The organism is Pigmentiphaga sp. NML030171 (genome assembly GCF_002188635.1).
GTDB classification, from domain to species: Bacteria; Pseudomonadota; Gammaproteobacteria; order Burkholderiales; family Burkholderiaceae_B; genus Pigmentiphaga; species Pigmentiphaga daeguensis.
In genome coordinates, this window is the sequence record NZ_NINX01000041.1 from 77,227 (window position 1) to 94,737 (window position 17,511).

Genomic DNA, 17,511 nt, shown 5'->3' on the forward strand with positions numbered 1-17,511 from the left:
CCGGGCGATTTATGCAAATTAGTAAATAATTTGCGCCCGATTTTAGCCTATTCTTAAAAACCGGAGGGGCCGGCGCATCAACCCTGAGGTTCGCGTTGCAGGACGCGGATCAACTGATCGATATCCAGCGGCTTGGTCAGGTGAAAGGCGAACCCGGCATCCAGGCAGCGGCGCACGTCGGACTCCATGCCGTAGCCCGTGAGCGCGACCGCGATCTGGTCGGCCTGAGGGGCATAGTGCCGCAGCACGTCGATGCCATCGCCATCGGGCAGCCCCATGTCGCTGACCAGGACGTCGTAGCGCTTGGCGTCGACGCAGCGGCAGGCTGCCGCCACGTTTTCCGCGACCTCGACCTCGTAGCCGTATTCGCTCAGCAGGAACTGCATGGCTTCGGCGGTATCGACGTTGTCCTCCACCAGCAGGATGCTGGCGGGGCGGACCAGCGGCGCGGAGACTGGCTGCGCTTGCTCGACCGGGGCGTCCGGAGCCCCGCTGGCCGGATCGTCCAGCGTCAGCGTGAAGGTCGTGCCCTTGCCCTGGCCGTCGCTGCGCACGCTCAGGGTGCCGCCATGGCGCTGCGCCAGGGAACTGGCGATGGCCAGCCCCAGCCCCAGGCCGCCGCGCGACTGGGCGGCATCTTCCTCGCCCTGGTCGAAGGCGTCGAAGATGCGCTTGAGCGCCTGCGGGGGAATCCCGATGCCGGTGTCCGAGACGTCGACGGCGATCTTGCCGGGTATCGGCTGATACACGGTCACGCGTATTTCGCCGCCGCGCGGCGTGAACTTGATGGCGTTCTTCAGCAGGTTCCAGACGATCTGCTGCAAGCGGGCCGGGTCGGCCTGCACGATGACCGGATAGGGCAGCGGCGTGTAGTGCAGCTCGATGTGCCGCGCGGCCGCTTCCTCGCGGAAGATCTCGGCGATCCCGTTCAGGATGCCGACCAGGTCGGTGGGTTCGAGGCGCAGGCTGAGCTTGTCGTTGACGATCTTGGAGATGTCGAGCAGGTCGTCGATCAGGCGTGCCTCGACCTCGACGTTGCGCTTGATGAGTTCGACGCTGCGGCGGCATTCGGGGGACAGGTCCTGGCGCAGGTCCAGCGCCTGCGCCGCCGCGTAGATCGGGCCCAGCGGCGTGCGCAGCTCGTGCGACAGCACGGCCAGGAAGCGGTCCTTGGCGCGGTTGGCGGCCTCGGCCTGTTCCTTGGCCACCTGCAGCAGATCGGCCGCGACCCGGCTGTCGGTCATGTCGCGCACGATGCGCGAGAAGCCGCGCACGGCGCCGCCATTGCCGAAAATGGCGGTCGTCACGACCGAGGCATAGAACGTGGCGCCGTTCTTGCGCATCAGCCATCGTTCCTCGGCCAGGCTGTTGCCGGTGCCGATGTCGGCGAGCTGCTGGCGTAGCGGCACGGGCTCGGGCTGGCCTGGCTCGGGCGGGAGATTGAACATGTCGCCCGGGCGCCCGATCACCTCTTCGGCCGGATAGCCGAACAGCCATTCCGACGCGCGGTTCCAGCTCTCTATCGTACCTTCCAGCGACAGCGTGGCCACCGAGTAGTCCCGCAGCGCATCTATCAACTGGCCGAAATAGGTTTCGCTCTCGCGCAGCCGGCGCTCGGCATCGTGCCGGGACCGCCGCTCCCGGGCTTCATCCAGCGCCCGCCTCACGACGATGGGCAGGCGCTCCAGGCGTTGCTTGAGCACGTAGTCGGTCGCGCCTTCTTTGAGCATGTCGACCGCGTGTTCCTCTCCCAGGACACCCGAGACGAAGATAAAGGGCAGGGCCGTGGGGTGGCTGCGCGCGATCCGCAGCGCCTCGCTGCCGGGAAAGCCCGGCATGTGGAAGTCGGACAGCACGAGATCGAAGTTGCCGGCGTCCAGGGCCCGGGTGAAGTCGGCTTCGTTGTTGACGATGACGCTCTCCACATCGAGCCCCGAGCTCGACAGGCGTTCCAGTGTCAGTTCCGCGTCGTGAGGATCGTCCTCGGCAAGCAGGACGCGCATGGGAGACGGGTTCACGTTGGCTGGCTCCGGGAATCGCGGTTGCTGCGGGCGGCGGTGCGTCGCAGAGAGCCTGGAGGGGGCTCGTTCAACACTGCCCAGAATACGCCCAGTTCCCCGATCGCGCGCACGAAATCCGGAAAATTCACCGGTTTGACCACGTAGGCGTTGACGCCCAGGTCATAGGCGCGAACGAGGTCGCTTTCCTCGCTGGACGAGGTCAGCATGACCACGGGAACGTTCTGTAGCCCGCGATCCCCGCGTATGAACTGGAGCAGTTCCAGTCCATCCATCTTGGGCAGCTTCAGATCCAGCAGGATGACCGCGGGGTTGCCGACCGGCCTGTCCTGATGGTGCCCGCGGCGGCACAGGTAATCGGCCGCCTCCTCGCCATCGCGCGCCACCACCACGTCGTTGGCGAGCTGGCTTCTCTCGAGCGCGATCAGGGTCAATTCGAGGTCCTGGGGACTGTCTTCGACCAACAGAATGGGCTTGAGCATGACGGGGATCTCACTCCTTCATGGCGGCCGCGGTTGCGGCAGGGGGTTGGGCGCCGGGCAGGAACACGTAGAAGGTCGCCCCCTGGCCGGGAGTGCCTTCGGCCCACACGCGGCCGCCGTGGCGTTCGACGATGCGGCGGACGTTGGCCAGGCCTATGCCGGTGCCCTCGAATTCTTCCATGCGATGCAGCCGCTGGAATACGCCGAATAGTTTGCCGACATATTTCATGTCGAAACCCACACCATTGTCGCGCACGTAGATGACATGGCCCCCATGCCGAGGCCAGGCGCCGATCTCGATGACCGCGGGATCGCGGCCGCGCGTGTACTTGATGGCGTTGGACAACAGATTGCGCAGCGCCAGGTGCATGTAGGCGGCGTCTGCGTGGACGGACGGCAGCTCGCCCATGATCCAGTCCACCTGTCGGCCGTCCAGGTCGGGGGCGAGTTCCCGGCGTATCTGCTCGAGCGCCTGCGACAGATCGATTTGCGAGGGCCGCAGGGCCGAGCGGCCCATCTGCGAGAAGGTCAGCAGCGCGTCGACCAGCCTGCCGGCGAAGCGGGCCGAATCGCCGATGTTGTCGAGGTAGCGCGCGCCCCGGTCAGACAGGCGAGGCCCCTCGTATTCGCGCAGCAGGTCGGCGTAGCCCGCGATATGGCGCAACGGCGCGCGCAGGTCGTGCGACACGCTGTACGAGAAGGCCTCGAGTTCCTGGTTGATGCGGCCGAGTTCGTCGGCCAGGCCTGCCAGCTCCTCGGCCTTGCGCAGCACGATGCCGGTGATGGCGGTGCGCAGTTCCGCCGCGCTTTCCAGCTCGCACGCCTGCCAGGGACGGGCGCGGCCGCGCGTCCATTCCGGCCGGAACCAGAGCACGTAGTTGGCATGCAGTTCCGAGATCGGCAGCGCCAGCACGCCGCAGGCCACGTCCCGCAGCGAAGCGAACTCGGGGGCCTCGCCGGGCAGGCTGGCTGTATGGAAGAGCCCCGTGCCGCCCGTGCGCGCAAGCCGGGCCGACAGGGCCTGCACGACCCGGCGGCTGGGAGCCTGGCCGAAGGTCTGGCATTCGTTGCCATGCACGATGGCCGCGCCGGTGGCGTCCGCGAACTCGAGCAGGGCCTCCGGTACGCTGGCCAGCCCGGCGGGCACGCTGTCGTGCCGCGACATCGCGGCCAGCAGCATGCCCGTCAGGCGCTGCAATTCGTGCCGCCGGTCCGCCTCGGCCTGGGCCTGGCGAGCCTCGATCTGCAGCGCGACGACCTGCGCGAGCAGGTCGCATTGGGAGCGTACGGCCTGCGGCATGGTCCGGGGCTGGGCATGGTGGCACGCGATCATGCCCCAGAGCCGGCCCTGCGACATCAGCGGCAGCGACATCGCCGCGCGGGCTCCTACGTCTTCCAGGCAATGCAGCAGTGTGGGTGGTGCCGCGCGCAGGCTCGCCAGGCTCAGGTCCGTGCACGCGCCCGTGGCGGGGTGGCGGGCCGGTTCCAGCGGCGAAGGTTCGCTGCCGGTGTCGGGAATGTAGTTCAGGCCTTGGGCCCGGGCGTCGGCGCGAGCCTGGAGCGGCTGCCCCACGGCCGGAAAATGCCGGCCCAGCAGCGAGGCATAGCCGCGGCCGCGGCGTTCGGCATTGACACGGCCGTGGCCGTCGGGGTCGAGTTCCAGGGAAACCACGCGCCCGAAGCCGGTCATCCTGCGGATCCGTTCGACCGCCAGCTCGCATAGCTCGTCGGCGGTCTGGCAGCGCTGCGCCTGGTCGACGAACCCCCCCAGGTCGGACGGCCGGACCTGCGGCGCCGCGGGTTCGAACTCGGCCACGATGGACTCGCCGTGCCGGTGGACCACCAGGTCGAAGCGGCCGCCCACGGCGATGAAAGCCACGGTGCCCAGATGGTGGGGAATGCGTTCGGCCTGGGTCGCCGCGCGCAGCCGTTCGTGGAAGCGGCCGTCGGCGGGGTGCACCAGGTAGGCCAGCCTCTGGCCCAGCAGCTCGGCGGGCGGTGCGTTCAGGTGTTGCCGTACGGATGCGCTGGCCTGCAGGATCGTGCCGCGGGCACGGTCGAGCACGAGCAGGAAGCCGTGGGGCTGGATGGCGTGCGGCGGGCGGGTGGACCCGCTCGCGCGCGCGGCCGGAATGTCCTTGCCGGACGCGGGACTCGGGAGGTGCACCTGGTTCGAGGTCGAAGGGAGCGAACCCTCATAGTATGCACGTCCGTGCGCGCGCCCTCCGCATCGGCCGGATTATGTAGCGATACTTACAGCACGTCTCAATTCGGAGACGGGGCCGCCGGCATGGCCTCAAGTGCCCTGGTTGCCCCGGTGGGCCCAGGCCGTGGTGCGTTTTTCCACCAGCGCGAACAGCTCGTACATGGCCATGGCCATCACGCCTATCACCATCAGGCCGGAGAAGGCCAGCGGCATTTTCATGGCCGAGCCGGCCGATACCAGCAGGTAGCCGATCCCCTCGTTCGAGGCGGCCATCTCGGACACCGTCGAGCCGACGAAGGCCAGCGTGATCGCGACCTTCAGCGACGCATAGAAATACGGCAGCGACCGGGGAAGTCCGACCTTGAGCAGCACGTCCATGCGCTTGGCGCCCAGCACCCGCAGCACGTCCTCGAGTTCGGGTTCGAGCGTGGCGAGCCCGGTGGCGATGTTGACCATGATGGGAAAGAACGAGATCAGGAAGGCCGTCAGCACGGCGGGGCCGATACCGATGCCGAACCACACCACCAGCACGGGCACGAACGCCGCCTTGGGCAACGCGTTGAAGGCCGTCATCAGGGGATAGACGGCCGTGTAGGCGAGCCGCGAGCTGCCGATGACGAAGCCCAGGACCACGCCCACCGCGATGGAGATGCCGAAGCCCGCCATCGTGACCCAGAAGGTGCGCCAGGCATGCATCGCGATCACGGGCGCGTAGTCGATGGTGGCCTGCAGGATCTGGGAGGGGCTGGGAAAGATGAATTCCGAGACCTCGAAGACCCGGCAGATGATTTCCCAGAGGATGATGACGGCGACCAGCAAGGCGATCGGGGCAAGACGTTCGGCGAATTTGTTGTTCATCGGGCGAGTCGGCGGGTGGAGGCTCAATGTCCGATCTGGGTGCGCAGTTCGAGCACCAGGGCGTTGAAGTCGTCGGAATAGGTGGTCTCGAGTTCCCGGGGGCGCGGCAGCTCGATGTCCCGGCGGGACAGGATGCGGCCGGGGCGCTTGCTCATCACGTACACCGTGTCGGCCAGGAACACGGCTTCGCGCAGGTCGTGGGTGACCAGCACCACGTTGAAGCGGCGGGCGCTCCAGAGATCGCGCAGCACGCACCACAACTCCTCGCGCGTGAACGCGTCCAGCGCGCCGAAGGGCTCGTCCAGCATGAGCATCTCGGGTTCGTGGATGAGCGCCCGGCACAGCGACGCGCGCTGCTGCATGCCGCCCGACAGCTCCCAGGGAAACTTGTGCTCGTAGCCGTCCAGCCCGACGGTCGCCAGCAGCGCCCGCGCGCGTTCGGTGTATTCGGCGCGGCGGGCCCGGAAGCTGGAACGATAGGGCTCGACGATCTCCAGCGGCAGCAGGATGTTGTCGAGCGTGGTGCGCCAGGGCAGCAGGTTGGGGGCCTGGAACGCCATGCCCACGATCTTGAGGGGCCCGGTGACCTTGGCGCCGCCCACGGTCACGGTGCCGCGGGTGGGCGATTTCAGGCCGGTCGTCAGCTTCATGAAGGTGGACTTGCCGCAACCCGAAGGGCCGACGATGGCGACGAACTCGCCCTTGTCCATCGAGAGGCTGATGTCCTCGACCGCGTATTCGCCCGCCCGCTCCAGCGCGGCGGTGTAGGCCAGCGAGACCCGCTGGAAATCGACGAAGGCCGCCATGTCACTTGCCGCGAAGCACGGAAGCCGTCAACGATTTCTCCGGCAGGAACGAACGGTCGAACGCCGCCTCGGGATTGACCGAGGTCTTGGTGCCGTAGGTGCGGGTGACCTGGGCGGCCATCAGCGCCATGCGGGCGGGGTCGATATCGCCGAATCCGTCGGCGCGCGCGTCGGGCGTGTCGATGGCGGTCTGGATCGCCAGCCGCAGGCGCTTGAGCTCCAGCGGTGCATCGATGATGCCGTCGCGTTCCTTGACGGTGGCGATCGAGGCGGCGGGGTCGGCCAGCACGTCGCGCGTGGCCTTGGCCACCGCGCGCAGGAAGCCCTTGACGGCCTCGGGGTGGTTCCTGGCGAAGTTGCGGTCGGCGATGATGGCGTTGCCGTACAGCTTCACGCCGTATTCGGGATAGGACATGATGGCGATGTCCTGGTCCTTGACGCCGCGCGCGTTCAGGTTCAGCAGCGAGGTGAAGTAGAAGCCGGTGATGGCGTCGACGTCGCCGCGCGCCAGCATGGTCTCGCGCAGGGCGGGGTCCATGCTGACCCAGGTGACCTTGGCGTCGTCGATCTTGTTGGCCTGGGCGAAGATGGGGAAGGAGCGGCGGCCGCCGTCGAACGAGGGGGAGCCGAGCTTCCTGCCTTCGAGGTCCTTGGGTGTCTTGATGCCGCTTTTCTTGAGCGAGAACACCGCCGCCGGCGTGTTGTTGTAGATCATCATGACGCCGGTGGGCTGGTTGGGAGCGCCGGGATTGTTACCCTGGAATTCCATCAGCGCCGCCAGGTCGGCGAAACCCATTTCGTACGAACCCGAGGCCACCCGGTTCACCGCCGCGCCCGAGCCGCTGCCGGCGTCGATGGTCACGTCCAGCTTCTCCTGCTTGAAATACCCCTTCTTGGCCGCGACCAGGAAAATCGCACTCGGCCCCTCGAACCGCCAGTCGAGCTGGAAGCGTATCTTGGTATCCTGGGCGTGGGCGGCGGGAGCGGCCCATGCCGTGGCCAGGGACAGCGCCAGGCCGGCGAGCACGGCACGGCGACCCGGAGTGCGAAGTGTCGTCTTCATGCTGGGGGTTTCCTCAGGTGAGTGGGGACGGTTGTGCCGTCCTGGGTTTTGTGGGGAGAATACATCCCGGTTTTGCGCCTCAACAATGCGAGGTAAACCCGCATTGGTGCGGCGTTTCCCCAGATTGGGGCGCATCGGTTTCCACCCGTATCAAAAGCAGGATCCATGCCTGCTTTCCTGCACCGCGAAGGTTCCCCATGTGCCAATTGCTAGGCATGAACGGCAACACGCCGACCGACATCGTGTTCAGCTTCACCGGCTTCGCCACACGGGCCGGCCGCACCGGCGAGCACGTCGACGGCTGGGGCATCGCCTTCTTCGAGGGAGCGGGAGTGCGCCACTTCGTGGACCACGAACCGGCTCTGCTGTCTCCGGTGGCGGACCTGATCCGGCACTATCCGATCAAGTCGCGGAACGTGATCGCGCACATCCGCAAGGCGACGGTGGGGCGCGTCGCGCTGGAGAACTGCCATCCGTTCGTACGCGAACTGTGGGGGCGCTACTGGGTGTTCGCGCACAACGGCGACCTGGTGAACTATCTTCCCACGCTGGACGGCCCCTACCGGCCGGTGGGCGACACGGACAGCGAGCGGGCCTTCTGCTGGATGCTGCAATCCCTGCGGGCGCGCTTCGCCTGCCACCCGGGCGTCGAGGCCCTGGCCGATGCGCTGGGCGAGCTGAGCGCCGGGGTCGCCCAGCACGGCACCTTCAATTTCATGCTGTCGGACGGCGAGGCGCTGTACGTCCATTGCTCCACGCGCCTGCACTACCTGGTGCGCCAGCACCCCTTCGCCACCGCCAGCCTGTCGGACGACGAGGTCAGCGTGGATTTCGCCCAGGTGACCACGCCTGACGACCGGGTCGCGGTCATCGTGACCGAGCCCCTGACCACGAACGAAGTCTGGCGCCGCTTCGAACCGGGCGAGCTGATGGTGTTCGTCGACGGTGCGCCGGTGTTGGCGCGCCTGGTCAGCGGCTGAGGGCCGCCGCCATCTGTTCCAGAAAGTCCAGCATCAGTTCGCCGGCCAGCTGGGCATCGTCGGCCGTCATGGTCTCCAGCGGGTTGTGGCTGATGCCGCCGTTGCCGCAGCGGGTGAACAGCATGGTGATGGACGTGGCCTCGGCCAGCTTCATCGCATCGTGGCCGGCGCCCGACGGCAGTTCGAAGGCGGGCAGGCCGCGTTCGGCGATGGCGCGCGACCACATGGCCATCTGCTCCCGGGCGCAGGGCGCGGCGGCGGCGCGCATCAGTTCCTCGGTCGTGACCGTGATGCCGCGCCGCGAGCAGATGGCCGATATCTCCCGCTCGATGTCGGCCAGCGCCGCGTCGCGCACGGCGTTGTCGGCGGCGCGCAGGTCCAGCGACAGGGTGCAGGCGCCGGGAATGACGTTTATCGAGCCGTGGGGCACGTTCAATATCCCCACCGTGCCGACCAGCGACGGCACCTGCGCGCAGCGCCGTTCCACCGCCAGCACGATCTCGGCCGCGGCGCAGGCGGCGTCGCGGCGCATGTCCATGGGTGTGGTGCCGGCGTGGCTGGCGACGCCGCCCAGGGTCATGAGCCGCCGCACGCTGCCGGCGATGGAGGTGACCACGCCCACCGGCAGGTTGCGTTCCAGCAGCACCGGCCCCTGTTCGATGTGGATCTCGAAGTAGTGCCGCAGGCGCGCCGCCTCGGCCGCCGCCTTGCCCAGTTGTTCCGGATCGAGGCCCGCGAGCTGCATGGCCTCGCGCATGCTGATGTCGGAGGCGTCCAGCGCATCCAGCACGCTGGGGTCGAAGCGGCCGATGTAGGCCGACGAACCCAGGAAGGTGCTGCCGTAGCGCACGCCTTCCTCCTCGGCGAAGGCCACCACGTCCAGGTCGAAGGGCAGGCGGCGGTTGCGCCGTTTCAGGTCGGCCACGACGGCGATGGGCAGCAGGACTCCCAGGCGGCCGTCGTATTTTCCGCCGTTGCGGACCGTGTCGTAATGGCTGCCGGTGGCCACCAGCTGCGGCTCGGCCACGGTGGGAGCGGCACGGTAGCGGCCCACGACGTTGCCGGCCGCGTCCTGGTAGACGGAGTCGAACCCGGCTTCCAGCATCCAGCTCTGGAGGCGGGCCGCCACCGCGCGGTGGGCGGCGGACAGGTAGGTGCAGGTCAGATGGTCGGGGGAATCGGAGTAGCTGGCCAGCGTCTCGGCCCAGTCCATGACGGCATCGCCATAGGGCCGGGCGAGCGAGAGCCGGTCCGCCAGACGGATCTCGGCGATCCGGTCGATTTGCCGCAGGGCTTCGGCGAACTCCTGGTCGGGCGCGTGGCGCAGCCGGCGTTCCAGGGCGGCGATGATGTCGTAGCGGCTCAGGCCGGCGCCGGTGGGCCCCCGCACGGCGATGATGAACGGGAATCCGAAGCGGCTGTTGTAGGCCGCGTTCAATTGCTGCAGCAGTTCGAACTCCTCGGGCGAACACTGGGTGAGTCCGGCGCGCGCCTGTTCGCCGGCCGAATCCTCGGTCAGCTGGCCCGCCACGGCGGCGCGGCCGGCCAACTCGGGATGGGCACGGATCAGCGCCAGCTGTTCGTCCCGGCTGGCCTGCCGCACGGTCTGCGCCAGCGCGTACTTGAGCGCGGCGGCCGAGGCGAACGGCCGCCGCGCGGCGGTCCGCTCCAGCACCCAGGGGCTGTGCTCGTACAGCCCGTCCAGGAACTGGACGAAGCGGACGGGGTCGGCGGTATTCAGGACGTCGAGCGTGAGCGAGGAGGTCATGGCGGGATCAGGAGGCGGAGCCGGCAGCCGGCGTGTACGGATGTTCTTGCTTCCAGTGGCGGGCGATGTCGACGCGGCGGCACACCCAGACGTCCTGGTGCTTCTCGACGTGATCCAGGAAGCGCTGCAGGGCGGTGAAGCGGCCGGGCCGGCCCAGCAGCCGGCAATGCATGCCCACCGACATCATGCGCGGCTTGTCGGCGCCTTCCGTGTACAGCACGTCGAAGGTATCGCGCAGGTAGTCGAAGAAATGGCCGGCGGTGTTGAACCCCTGCGGCGTCGCGAAGCGCATGTCGTTGGCGTCCAGCGTGTAGGGGACGATCAGGTGGGGCTTGCGCGCGCCGGACGAGGTTTCGACTTCGGTCCAGAAGGGCAGGTCGTCGCCGTAGTAGTCGCTGTCGTACAGGTAGTCGCCTTGCTCGACCAGCAGGCGGCGCGTGTTGGGACTGTCGCGCCCCGTGTACCACCCCAGGGGCCAGGCGCCGTCGGTCAGCCTGCGCAGGATCTCCGTGCCGCGGTGCATGTGCTCGCGCTCGGTGGCTTCGTCCACGTTCTGGTAGTGGATCCAGCGCCAGCCGTGACAGGCGATTTCGTGGCCATGTTCCAGGAACGCCGCCGTGGCCTCCAGGTTGCGCTCGAGCGCCATGGCGCAGCCGAACACCGTGAGCGGCAGGCGCCGCCGCTCGAACTCGTTCAGGATGCGCCAGACCCCCGCGCGCGAGCCGTATTCGTAGATGGAGTCCATGCTCATGTGCCGGGCCGGGTAGGCGGCCGCGCCCACGATCTCGGACAGGAACTGCTCGGAGGCGGGGTCGCCGTGCAGGACGTGGTTCTCGGCGCCTTCCTCGTAGTTCAGGACGAATTGCACGGCGACGCGGGCGCGATTGGGCCAGCGTGCGTCGGGAAGATGGCGGCCGTAGCCGATCATGTCGCGGGGGTATGCTGTCATGGCGCGGGCAACGAATCAGGAGTGGAAACGGAACGGACACGCATGGACATTCTCCCATGCCGGGCGGCGGGGCCGTGCGCGGGGATGTGGCCGCTAGCGAAACTATATACACTTTTGTCGGCGCGCCGGATGGCGCTTGCCGCGCCATCGCGTTCCACCAAAGGATCCCCATGGGAAAGCTGACCACCCACGTTCTCGATACCGCCCATGGCTGCCCGGCCGCGGGCATGAGGATAGAACTCTTCCGCATGGATGACGGCCAGGCGGTCCTGCTCCGGCAACTGTCCACCAATGCCGACGGGCGCGTCGACGGCGCCCTGCTCGAAGGCGACGAGCTCGTCGCCGCCGCCTATCGCCTGGTGTTCGAGGCCGGCGATTATTTCGCCGCGCGAGGCCTGGCGTTGCCCGAACCCCGCTTCGTCGACCGCGTCGCGCTCGACTTCGGCATCGCCCAGCCCGGCCAGCACTACCACGTGCCGCTGCTGGTCAGCCCCTGGAGCTGGAGTACGTATCGGGGGAGCTGACGGCCGGGGCGCGCACGCTGGCGGCGATCTGCTCGCGCAGCCAGCGCACGGGCCCGTCGCGACGGGCGCGCGGGTGCCACAGCAGGTAGTACTGCAATGACGGCAACGGGATGGGCAGCGGCATCACCGTGACCGGCAGCGAGCTGGCGAAGAAGTCGGTGAAGCGCCTGCCGGTGGTCAGCAGCAGGTCGGTCTGCGTCAGCACATAGGGAATCAGGCTGAACACGGGGCACTCGAGCGCGATGTGGCGCGCGTGCCCCTGCCGCGCGAGCATGGCGTCGACCGTGCTGCGCAGGCCTGGCCGCATCGCGGTCGGCGCCGCGTGGCGCGCCTGCAGGTAGGCCTGCGCGGTCAGGCTGCGGCGCGCCAGGGGATGGTGGCTGCCCATCATCACCACCAGTTCGTCCTCCATCAGCGGCAACCGGTGCAACTGCGCCGGCGGGTCGGGCCAGTTGGCGATCACCAGGTCCAGGCGGCCGTCGCCCAGTTTCTGCGCGTAGTCCAGGTCGTCCGTCAGCGGATGCACGCTCAGCGCCAGGGCGGGCGCGGCCGCGCGCAGCCGGCCCGCCAGCCGCGGCAACAGCATGGGATCGAGATAGTCCGGCGCGGCCAGGTGCAGGGTGCCGTGCGCCTTGCGCGGGTCGAACTCGTCGGGCGGCGCCAGGAAGTGCTCGGCCTGCGCCAGCATTTCCCGCGCGGGCGCTTCCAGCGACAGGGCGGTGGCGGTGGGCACGACGCCGCCCGGTCCGCGCACGAACAGCAGGTCGCCGGTCAGGCGGCGCAGCCGGGCCAGGCGGCCCGACAGCTGGGGCTGGCCCATGCCCAGCCGTATCGCGGCGCGCGAGACGTGCAGCGTATCCAGCAGCGTGACGAAGGCCTGGATGTCGGTCAGGCTGAGGCGGGACAGGCCGGTGCCGCCGGAGGCTGCGGCGGGCGGGGAGGCGGGCATGGCGGCTCCGGGAGTTCATTCACAATAATGAATAATGCTCATCTTCCACCGAAGATGACAACCCCGGCCAGGGCGCGTATGTTTCGGATATGGTCCCGGCGTCCCATGACGGGCGCGGCGGGCGTACTCCTGGCAGAGCGACATGGCTTCCGATCCTTCCTCCCCCGATACGCCGCCCGAGCTGCGGGTGCGCCCCGTGCGTTTCTGGCATGGCCGCAAGCTGGTCGAACTGGAAGGCCTGCCTCCCGCCTTCACGGTGCTGGAGTGGCTGAGGGAGGAGGCGGGCTGCCATGCCGCCAAGGAAGGCTGCGCCGAGGGCGACTGCGGCGCCTGCACCGTGGCGGTGACCGATCTGGACGGCGCCGGCAACCCTCGCGTGCGCGCCATCAACGCCTGCATCCAGCCGGTGGCGGCGCTGGACGGCAAGCTGCTGGCGACCGCCGGCGACATCGGCGAACCGGATGCGCTGCATCCCGTGCAGACGGCCATGGTGACGCACCATGGTTCGCAATGCGGCTTCTGCACCCCGGGCATCGTGATGTCGCTGTATGCGATGTACGAGGGCCGGCGCTTGGCGGACGATGCGGCAGTCGGCCGCGAGGACGCGGTGCGGGCCCTGTCGGGCAACCTGTGCCGGTGCACGGGGTACCGGCCCATCCTGGATGCGGCACAGGCGATGTGCGGGCCGGACTGGCAGGGCGAGACGGCCGACGCGATGCGCGAGCGGCTGGTCCGGGTGGCGCCCGGACCGCAGGCCTGGACGCCGGGGGAAGCAGCCGGAGGGTTCGACGGCCATGCGCGCGGGCGCTTCCTGGCGCCGCGCACGCTGGCGCAACTGGCGGCGCTGCGCGCGACCCATCCGGACAGCCGCATCGTGGCCGGCGCGACCGACGTCGGTCTGTGGGTCACCAAGCATCATCGCGCCTTGGGCGACGTGTTGTGGATAGGCGGCGTGTCCGGGCTGGCCGCGATCGATCGCATCGGCCGGGATGCGCTGGCATCGTCGCGCTGGGGGCGCGAGCTCCCGTGCCTGGAGATCGGCGCGGCCGTCACCGTCGAGGACGCCTGGCGGGCGCTGGCGCCGCACTTTGCCGCCTGTATCGATTACTTCGACCGCTTCGCGTCGGTGCCGGTACGCAACAGCGCCACGCTGGTCGGCAACGTCGCGAACGGCTCGCCCATCGGCGACACCGCGCCGCTGCTGATCGCGCTGGGCGGCTCGGTCGTGCTGCACCGGCAGGGCCAGGAGCGGATCCTGCCGCTGACCGATTTCTATCACGGCTACCAGAAGAACGACCTGCGTCCGGGGGAGTTCATCCGTGCCGTGCGCGTGCCCCTGCTCGGCGCCGACGTCTCGGTCCATGCATGGAAGCTGTCCAAGCGGGTGGAGCAGGACATCAGCGCCGTGGCCGTGGCCACGGCGCTGCGCGTGGAACGGGGCCGCATCGTCGCCGCCGGCGTGGGCGTGGGCGGCATGGCCGCGGTATCCAGCCGTGCCGTGCGGACCGAGCAGGCGCTGCTGGGCCTGCGGGTGGACGTGCCCGCCGCGACCCTGCGGGACAGCGCCGGCATGCGGGCGGCCTGGCAGGCCATGCACGATGAATTCGATCCCCTGGACGACCTGCGCGCCAACGCGGCCTACCGGCGCCAGGCCGCCGCCAACCTGCTGCTGCGGTCCTGCCTGCAACTGGCGCGGCAGGCGCCGGCCACGCGCCTGGGCGAACTTGCGGCGATACAACCATGAACGCACCCGATCATCCCGGCATCCTGAACATCGAGGCCGAGCCGCAGGCCTGCGGCGTCGCCGCGCCGCACGAGGCGGCGCACCTGCACGTCAGCGGCCGCGCGCTGTACGTGGATGACGTGCCCGAGCCGCGCGGCACCCTGTTCGTCGCCCCCGTGCTGTCCAAGGTCGCGCACGGGCGGCTGATGAACGTAGACGCCTCGGCCGCCCTGGCGATGCCCGGCGTGCGCCGCGTCGTGACTGCCGCCGACCTGCCCGCGGCCAACGTGGTGGGCGCGGGACACGACGAACCCATCCTGCCCGCGGACCTGATCGAATACCTGGGCCAGCCGGTGGCGCTGGTCATCGCCACGGGCGCCAAGGCGGCGCGCGTGGCCGCGCGAGCGGTACGGATGGAGGTCGAGCCGCTGCCGGCCATCCTGACGATAGCCCAGGCGCTGGAAGCCGAGTCCTGGGTGCTGCCTCCCGTGCACCTGGTCGAGGGCGACGTCGAGGCTGCGATGGCCGCCGCGCCGCACCGGCTGCACGGCGAGTTCGCGGTGGGCGGACAGGAGCAGTTCTACCTGGAAGGGCAGATCGCGCTGGCCATGCCGGGCGAGGACGGCACGATGAAGGTGCTGTCGTCGACCCAGCATCCGGGCGAGGTACAGCACTGGGTGGCCGACGCACTGGGCGTGCCGGCCCATTCGGTGCAGGTCGAATGCCGCCGCATGGGAGGCGGATTCGGCGGCAAGGAAACCCAGGCCGGCCACATCGCGGTGTGGGCGGCGGTGGCGGCGCGCATCGCCGGCGCGCCGTGCAAGATGCGGCTCGACCGCGACGATGACTTCCTGATCACCGGCAAGCGCCATCCCTTCCTCGGACGCTGGACGGTGGGCTTCGACGGCCAGGGGCGCGTCCTGGCCATCGACCTGACGCAGGCGGCGGCCTGCGGCTTCTCGGCCGACCTGTCGGGGCCGATCGCCGACCGGGCCATCTTCCATGCCGACAACGCCTACTACCTGCCGGCCGCCGCCATCCACAGCTATCGCTGCAAGACCCATACCCAGTCCCATACGGCGTTCCGCGGCTTCGGCGGCCCGCAGGGCGTGGGCATGATCGAGGCCGCCCTGGACGACATCGCGCGCCATCTCGGCCTGGACCCGCTGGCCGTGCGCCGGATCAACCTGTACGGCGATGCGCCGCGTGACCGCACGCCCTACGGCATGCGGGTCACCGACAACATCCTGCCCGAACTGATCGAGCGGCTGGCGGCCGATTGCGGCTACGCCAGGCGGCGCGAGGCCATCGCGCGCTGGAATGCCGCCAGCCCGGTGATCAAGCGCGGCCTGGCCCTGACGCCCGTGAAATTCGGCATCTCGTTCACGGCCACGATGTTCAATCAGGCCGGCGCGCTGGTGAACGTCTATACCGACGGCTCCGTCACGGTGAACCACGGCGGGACCGAGATGGGGCAGGGGCTGCATACCAAGGTGTGCCAGGTCGTGGCCGATACCCTGGGCGTGCCGCTGGCGTGGGTGCGGATCACCGCCACCGACACTGGCCGGGTGCCCAATGCCTCGGCCACCGCCGCCTCCAGCGGCACCGACCTGAACGGCAGGGCGGCCGAGTTCGCCGCGCGCGAAGTGCGCGACCGCCTGCGCGCCCATGTGGCCGGCACGCGCGGCCTGGACGTGGGCCAGGTATCGATACGCGGCGGCAAGGTGCTCGTGCCGGGCGCCGAGCTGGATTTCGCGGCCGTGGCCAAGGCGGCCTACGCCGCCCGCGTGTCGCTGTGGTCGGACGGCTACTACGCTACGCCCAAGATCCACTACGATCACAAGACCATGCGCGGCCGTCCGTTCTACTACTTCGCCTACGGCGCGGCGGCCACCGAGGTCGCGGTCGACACCCTGACCGGCGAGACGCGCGTGCTGCGCGTGGATATCCTGCACGACGTGGGCCGCTCCATCAACCCGGCGATCGACCTCGGCCAGATCGAAGGCGGGTTCGTGCAGGGCGTGGGCTGGCTGACTTCGGAGGAACTGGTCTGGAAGCCGGACGGCGCGCTGGCCACGCATGCGCCCTCCACCTACAAGATCCCGACTTCGGGCGACGTGCCCGCCGACTTCCATGTCGAACTCTGGCCCGAGCCCAACCGCGAGGACAATGTCTACGGCTCCAAGGCCGTGGGCGAGCCGCCTTTCATGCTGGGCTTCGCCGCCTTCTTCGCCATACGCGACGCGGTGGCGGCGGCCCGGCGGGAACAGGGGCGTGGTCCGCTCGTGCCCCTGTCGGCGCCCGCCACGCCCGAGGCCGTGCTGCGGGCCGTGGAGCAATGACTCCCGCCGCGCTGCTGCCCCAGGGGCTGGCCGACTTCGCCCGCGCGGCGCGCGGCCGGTCGGTGTGCCTGGTCCGCGTGCTGGAGGCGCGCGGCAGCGTTCCGCGCGGCACCGACGCGGCGCTGCTGGTCGGCGCCGAAGACTTCGCCGGCACCATAGGCGGCGGCCACCTGGAATACGAGGCCATCGCGCATGCGCGGTCGCTGCTGCGGGAGGCCGAGGAGGGCTCCGTGGCCGCGCGCACGCGCCGCTTCGCGCTCGGTCCCTCGCTGGGCCAATGCTGCGGCGGCAGCGTCGACCTGCGCTTCTCGGTGCTGGCGGACGCTGGCGATGTCCTGCCGCTGCTGCAAGGGCTGGAGGCACGGCCGCACCAGCTCTGGCTGTATGGAGCCGGACACGTGGCGCGGGCGCTGGTGCACGTGATGCTGCCGCTGCCGTTCCGGATCCGGTGGCTGGATACCCGCGAGAACGTCTTTCCCCTGCCGCTGCCAGGACAGGTCGAAACCGTGCATGCCGACGACCTCGCGGCCGAGGTCGCCGATGCCGCGCCCGGCGCCATGCACCTGGTCATGACCCACAGCCACGCGCTGGACTTCGACATCGTGCGCGCGGTGCTCGCGCGCGGCGATGCCGCTTATTGCGGGCTGATCGGCTCGGCCACCAAGCGCGTGACCTTCGAGCGGCGCCTGCGCGCGCGGGGCATGGCCGAGGCAAGCATCGAATCGCTGGTGTGTCCGGTCGGGCTGCCGGCGGTCGAGGGCAAGCTGCCGGGCATCATCGCGGTCTCGGTGGCGGCGCAACTGCTGCTGGCCGCCCAGGCGGCGGAGGTGCGGGCTTGAGGCC

Annotated in this window: 14 protein-coding genes; 5 read left to right on the plus strand and 9 right to left on the minus strand. The window is 69.4% G+C overall.

What is annotated here, in order from left to right:
- Positions 1 to 77: 77 nt before the first annotated feature.
- From CDO46_RS21240 to CDO46_RS21265, 6 genes are all read right to left on the minus strand, one after another.
- Entirely contained in the window at positions 78 to 2,018 is a 1,941-nt protein-coding gene (locus tag CDO46_RS21240; RefSeq protein WP_254914649.1) for a response regulator, read from the minus strand.
- Positions 2,015 to 2,500 carry a response regulator gene (locus CDO46_RS21245; RefSeq protein ID WP_087840589.1) on the minus strand — a complete coding sequence of 162 codons (486 nt, stop codon included), beginning with the start codon at positions 2,498 to 2,500 and terminating at the stop codon, positions 2,015 to 2,017. The genes CDO46_RS21240 and CDO46_RS21245 overlap by 4 nt, the downstream gene beginning before the upstream one ends.
- Before the next feature lie 10 nt (positions 2,501 to 2,510).
- A complete protein-coding gene (locus tag CDO46_RS21250; RefSeq protein ID WP_217896327.1) occupies positions 2,511 to 4,667 on the minus strand; it encodes an ATP-binding protein in 2,157 nt (718 codons plus the stop codon).
- A 129-nt stretch (positions 4,668 to 4,796) separates the two neighbouring features.
- On the minus strand, positions 4,797 to 5,564 hold the full coding sequence (locus tag CDO46_RS21255) for an ABC transporter permease (protein ID WP_087840590.1): 768 nt from the start codon (positions 5,562 to 5,564) through the stop codon (positions 4,797 to 4,799).
- A 23-nt stretch (positions 5,565 to 5,587) separates the two neighbouring features.
- Positions 5,588 to 6,370 (minus strand): ABC transporter ATP-binding protein, encoded by a 783-nt coding sequence (locus CDO46_RS21260; protein WP_087840592.1) that lies wholly within the window; start codon positions 6,368 to 6,370, stop codon positions 5,588 to 5,590.
- A gap of 1 nt (position 6,371) precedes the next feature.
- The gene (locus CDO46_RS21265) at positions 6,372 to 7,433 is read right to left on the minus strand and encodes an ABC transporter substrate-binding protein (protein WP_087840593.1); all 1,062 of its coding nucleotides are present in this window, start codon (positions 7,431 to 7,433) and stop codon (positions 6,372 to 6,374) included.
- Positions 7,434 to 7,630: 197 nt separating this feature from the next.
- On the opposite strand from CDO46_RS21265, the gene CDO46_RS21270 reads away from it, so the two are divergent.
- Positions 7,631 to 8,413: a class II glutamine amidotransferase gene (locus tag CDO46_RS21270; RefSeq protein ID WP_087840594.1), complete on the plus strand. Its 783-nt coding sequence runs from the start codon at positions 7,631 to 7,633 to the stop codon at positions 8,411 to 8,413.
- Here the strand turns inward: CDO46_RS21270 and uraD are convergent.
- Both uraD and puuE read right to left on the minus strand, forming a co-directional pair.
- Positions 8,403 to 10,181, minus strand: a complete 1,779-nt coding sequence (uraD, locus tag CDO46_RS21275) for a 2-oxo-4-hydroxy-4-carboxy-5-ureidoimidazoline decarboxylase (RefSeq protein WP_087840595.1) — start codon at positions 10,179 to 10,181, stop codon at positions 8,403 to 8,405. The genes CDO46_RS21270 and uraD overlap by 11 nt on opposite strands.
- 7 nt (positions 10,182 to 10,188) lie before the next feature.
- Positions 10,189 to 11,130 (minus strand): allantoinase PuuE, encoded by a 942-nt coding sequence (gene puuE, locus CDO46_RS21280; protein WP_087840596.1) that lies wholly within the window; start codon positions 11,128 to 11,130, stop codon positions 10,189 to 10,191.
- A 170-nt stretch (positions 11,131 to 11,300) separates the two neighbouring features.
- On the opposite strand from puuE, the gene uraH reads away from it, so the two are divergent.
- Positions 11,301 to 11,654 (plus strand): hydroxyisourate hydrolase, encoded by a 354-nt coding sequence (uraH, locus tag CDO46_RS21285; protein ID WP_087840597.1) that lies wholly within the window; start codon positions 11,301 to 11,303, stop codon positions 11,652 to 11,654.
- Here the strand turns inward: uraH and CDO46_RS21290 are convergent.
- Positions 11,617 to 12,603 carry a LysR family transcriptional regulator gene (locus CDO46_RS21290; protein WP_087840598.1) on the minus strand — a complete coding sequence of 329 codons (987 nt, stop codon included), beginning with the start codon at positions 12,601 to 12,603 and terminating at the stop codon, positions 11,617 to 11,619. The genes uraH and CDO46_RS21290 overlap by 38 nt on opposite strands.
- 142 nt (positions 12,604 to 12,745) lie before the next feature.
- Here CDO46_RS21290 and xdhA point away from each other — a divergent pair, with 142 nt between their 5' ends.
- From xdhA to xdhC, 3 genes are read left to right on the plus strand one after another with little or no spacing between them, the layout of a single operon-like run.
- Positions 12,746 to 14,347, plus strand: coding sequence for a xanthine dehydrogenase small subunit (gene xdhA, locus CDO46_RS21295; RefSeq protein WP_087840599.1), 1,602 nt, complete (start codon positions 12,746 to 12,748; stop codon positions 14,345 to 14,347).
- A complete protein-coding gene (gene xdhB, locus CDO46_RS21300; RefSeq protein WP_087840600.1) occupies positions 14,344 to 16,668 on the plus strand; it encodes a xanthine dehydrogenase molybdopterin binding subunit in 2,325 nt (774 codons plus the stop codon). Before xdhA ends, xdhB begins: the two co-directional genes overlap by 4 nt.
- A complete protein-coding gene (xdhC, locus tag CDO46_RS21305; RefSeq protein ID WP_087840601.1) occupies positions 16,665 to 17,507 on the plus strand; it encodes a xanthine dehydrogenase accessory protein XdhC in 843 nt (280 codons plus the stop codon). The genes xdhB and xdhC overlap by 4 nt, the downstream gene beginning before the upstream one ends.
- Positions 17,508 to 17,511 lie beyond the last annotated feature (4 nt).

What these genes read in the sequence shown, in the direction of transcription:
- CDO46_RS21290 (WP_087840598.1), bottom strand. Translation starts at nt 12,603, where the DNA reads ATGCCCGCCTCCCCGCCCGCCGCAGCCTCCGGCGGCACCGGCCTGTCC.
- xdhB (WP_087840600.1), top strand. Translation starts at nt 14,344, where the DNA reads ATGAACGCACCCGATCATCCCGGCATCCTGAACATCGAGGCCGAGCCG.
- CDO46_RS21260 (WP_087840592.1), bottom strand. Translation starts at nt 6,370, where the DNA reads ATGGCGGCCTTCGTCGATTTCCAGCGGGTCTCGCTGGCCTACACCGCC.
- CDO46_RS21245 (WP_087840589.1), bottom strand. Translation starts at nt 2,500, where the DNA reads ATGCTCAAGCCCATTCTGTTGGTCGAAGACAGTCCCCAGGACCTCGAA.
- xdhA (WP_087840599.1), top strand. Translation starts at nt 12,746, where the DNA reads ATGGCTTCCGATCCTTCCTCCCCCGATACGCCGCCCGAGCTGCGGGTG.
- CDO46_RS21270 (WP_087840594.1), top strand. Translation starts at nt 7,631, where the DNA reads ATGTGCCAATTGCTAGGCATGAACGGCAACACGCCGACCGACATCGTG.
- xdhC (WP_087840601.1), top strand. Translation starts at nt 16,665, where the DNA reads ATGACTCCCGCCGCGCTGCTGCCCCAGGGGCTGGCCGACTTCGCCCGC.
- CDO46_RS21255 (WP_087840590.1), bottom strand. Translation starts at nt 5,564, where the DNA reads ATGAACAACAAATTCGCCGAACGTCTTGCCCCGATCGCCTTGCTGGTC.
- CDO46_RS21265 (WP_087840593.1), bottom strand. Translation starts at nt 7,433, where the DNA reads ATGAAGACGACACTTCGCACTCCGGGTCGCCGTGCCGTGCTCGCCGGC.
- uraH (WP_087840597.1), top strand. Translation starts at nt 11,301, where the DNA reads ATGGGAAAGCTGACCACCCACGTTCTCGATACCGCCCATGGCTGCCCG.
- uraD (WP_087840595.1), bottom strand. Translation starts at nt 10,181, where the DNA reads ATGACCTCCTCGCTCACGCTCGACGTCCTGAATACCGCCGACCCCGTC.
- puuE (WP_087840596.1), bottom strand. Translation starts at nt 11,130, where the DNA reads ATGACAGCATACCCCCGCGACATGATCGGCTACGGCCGCCATCTTCCC.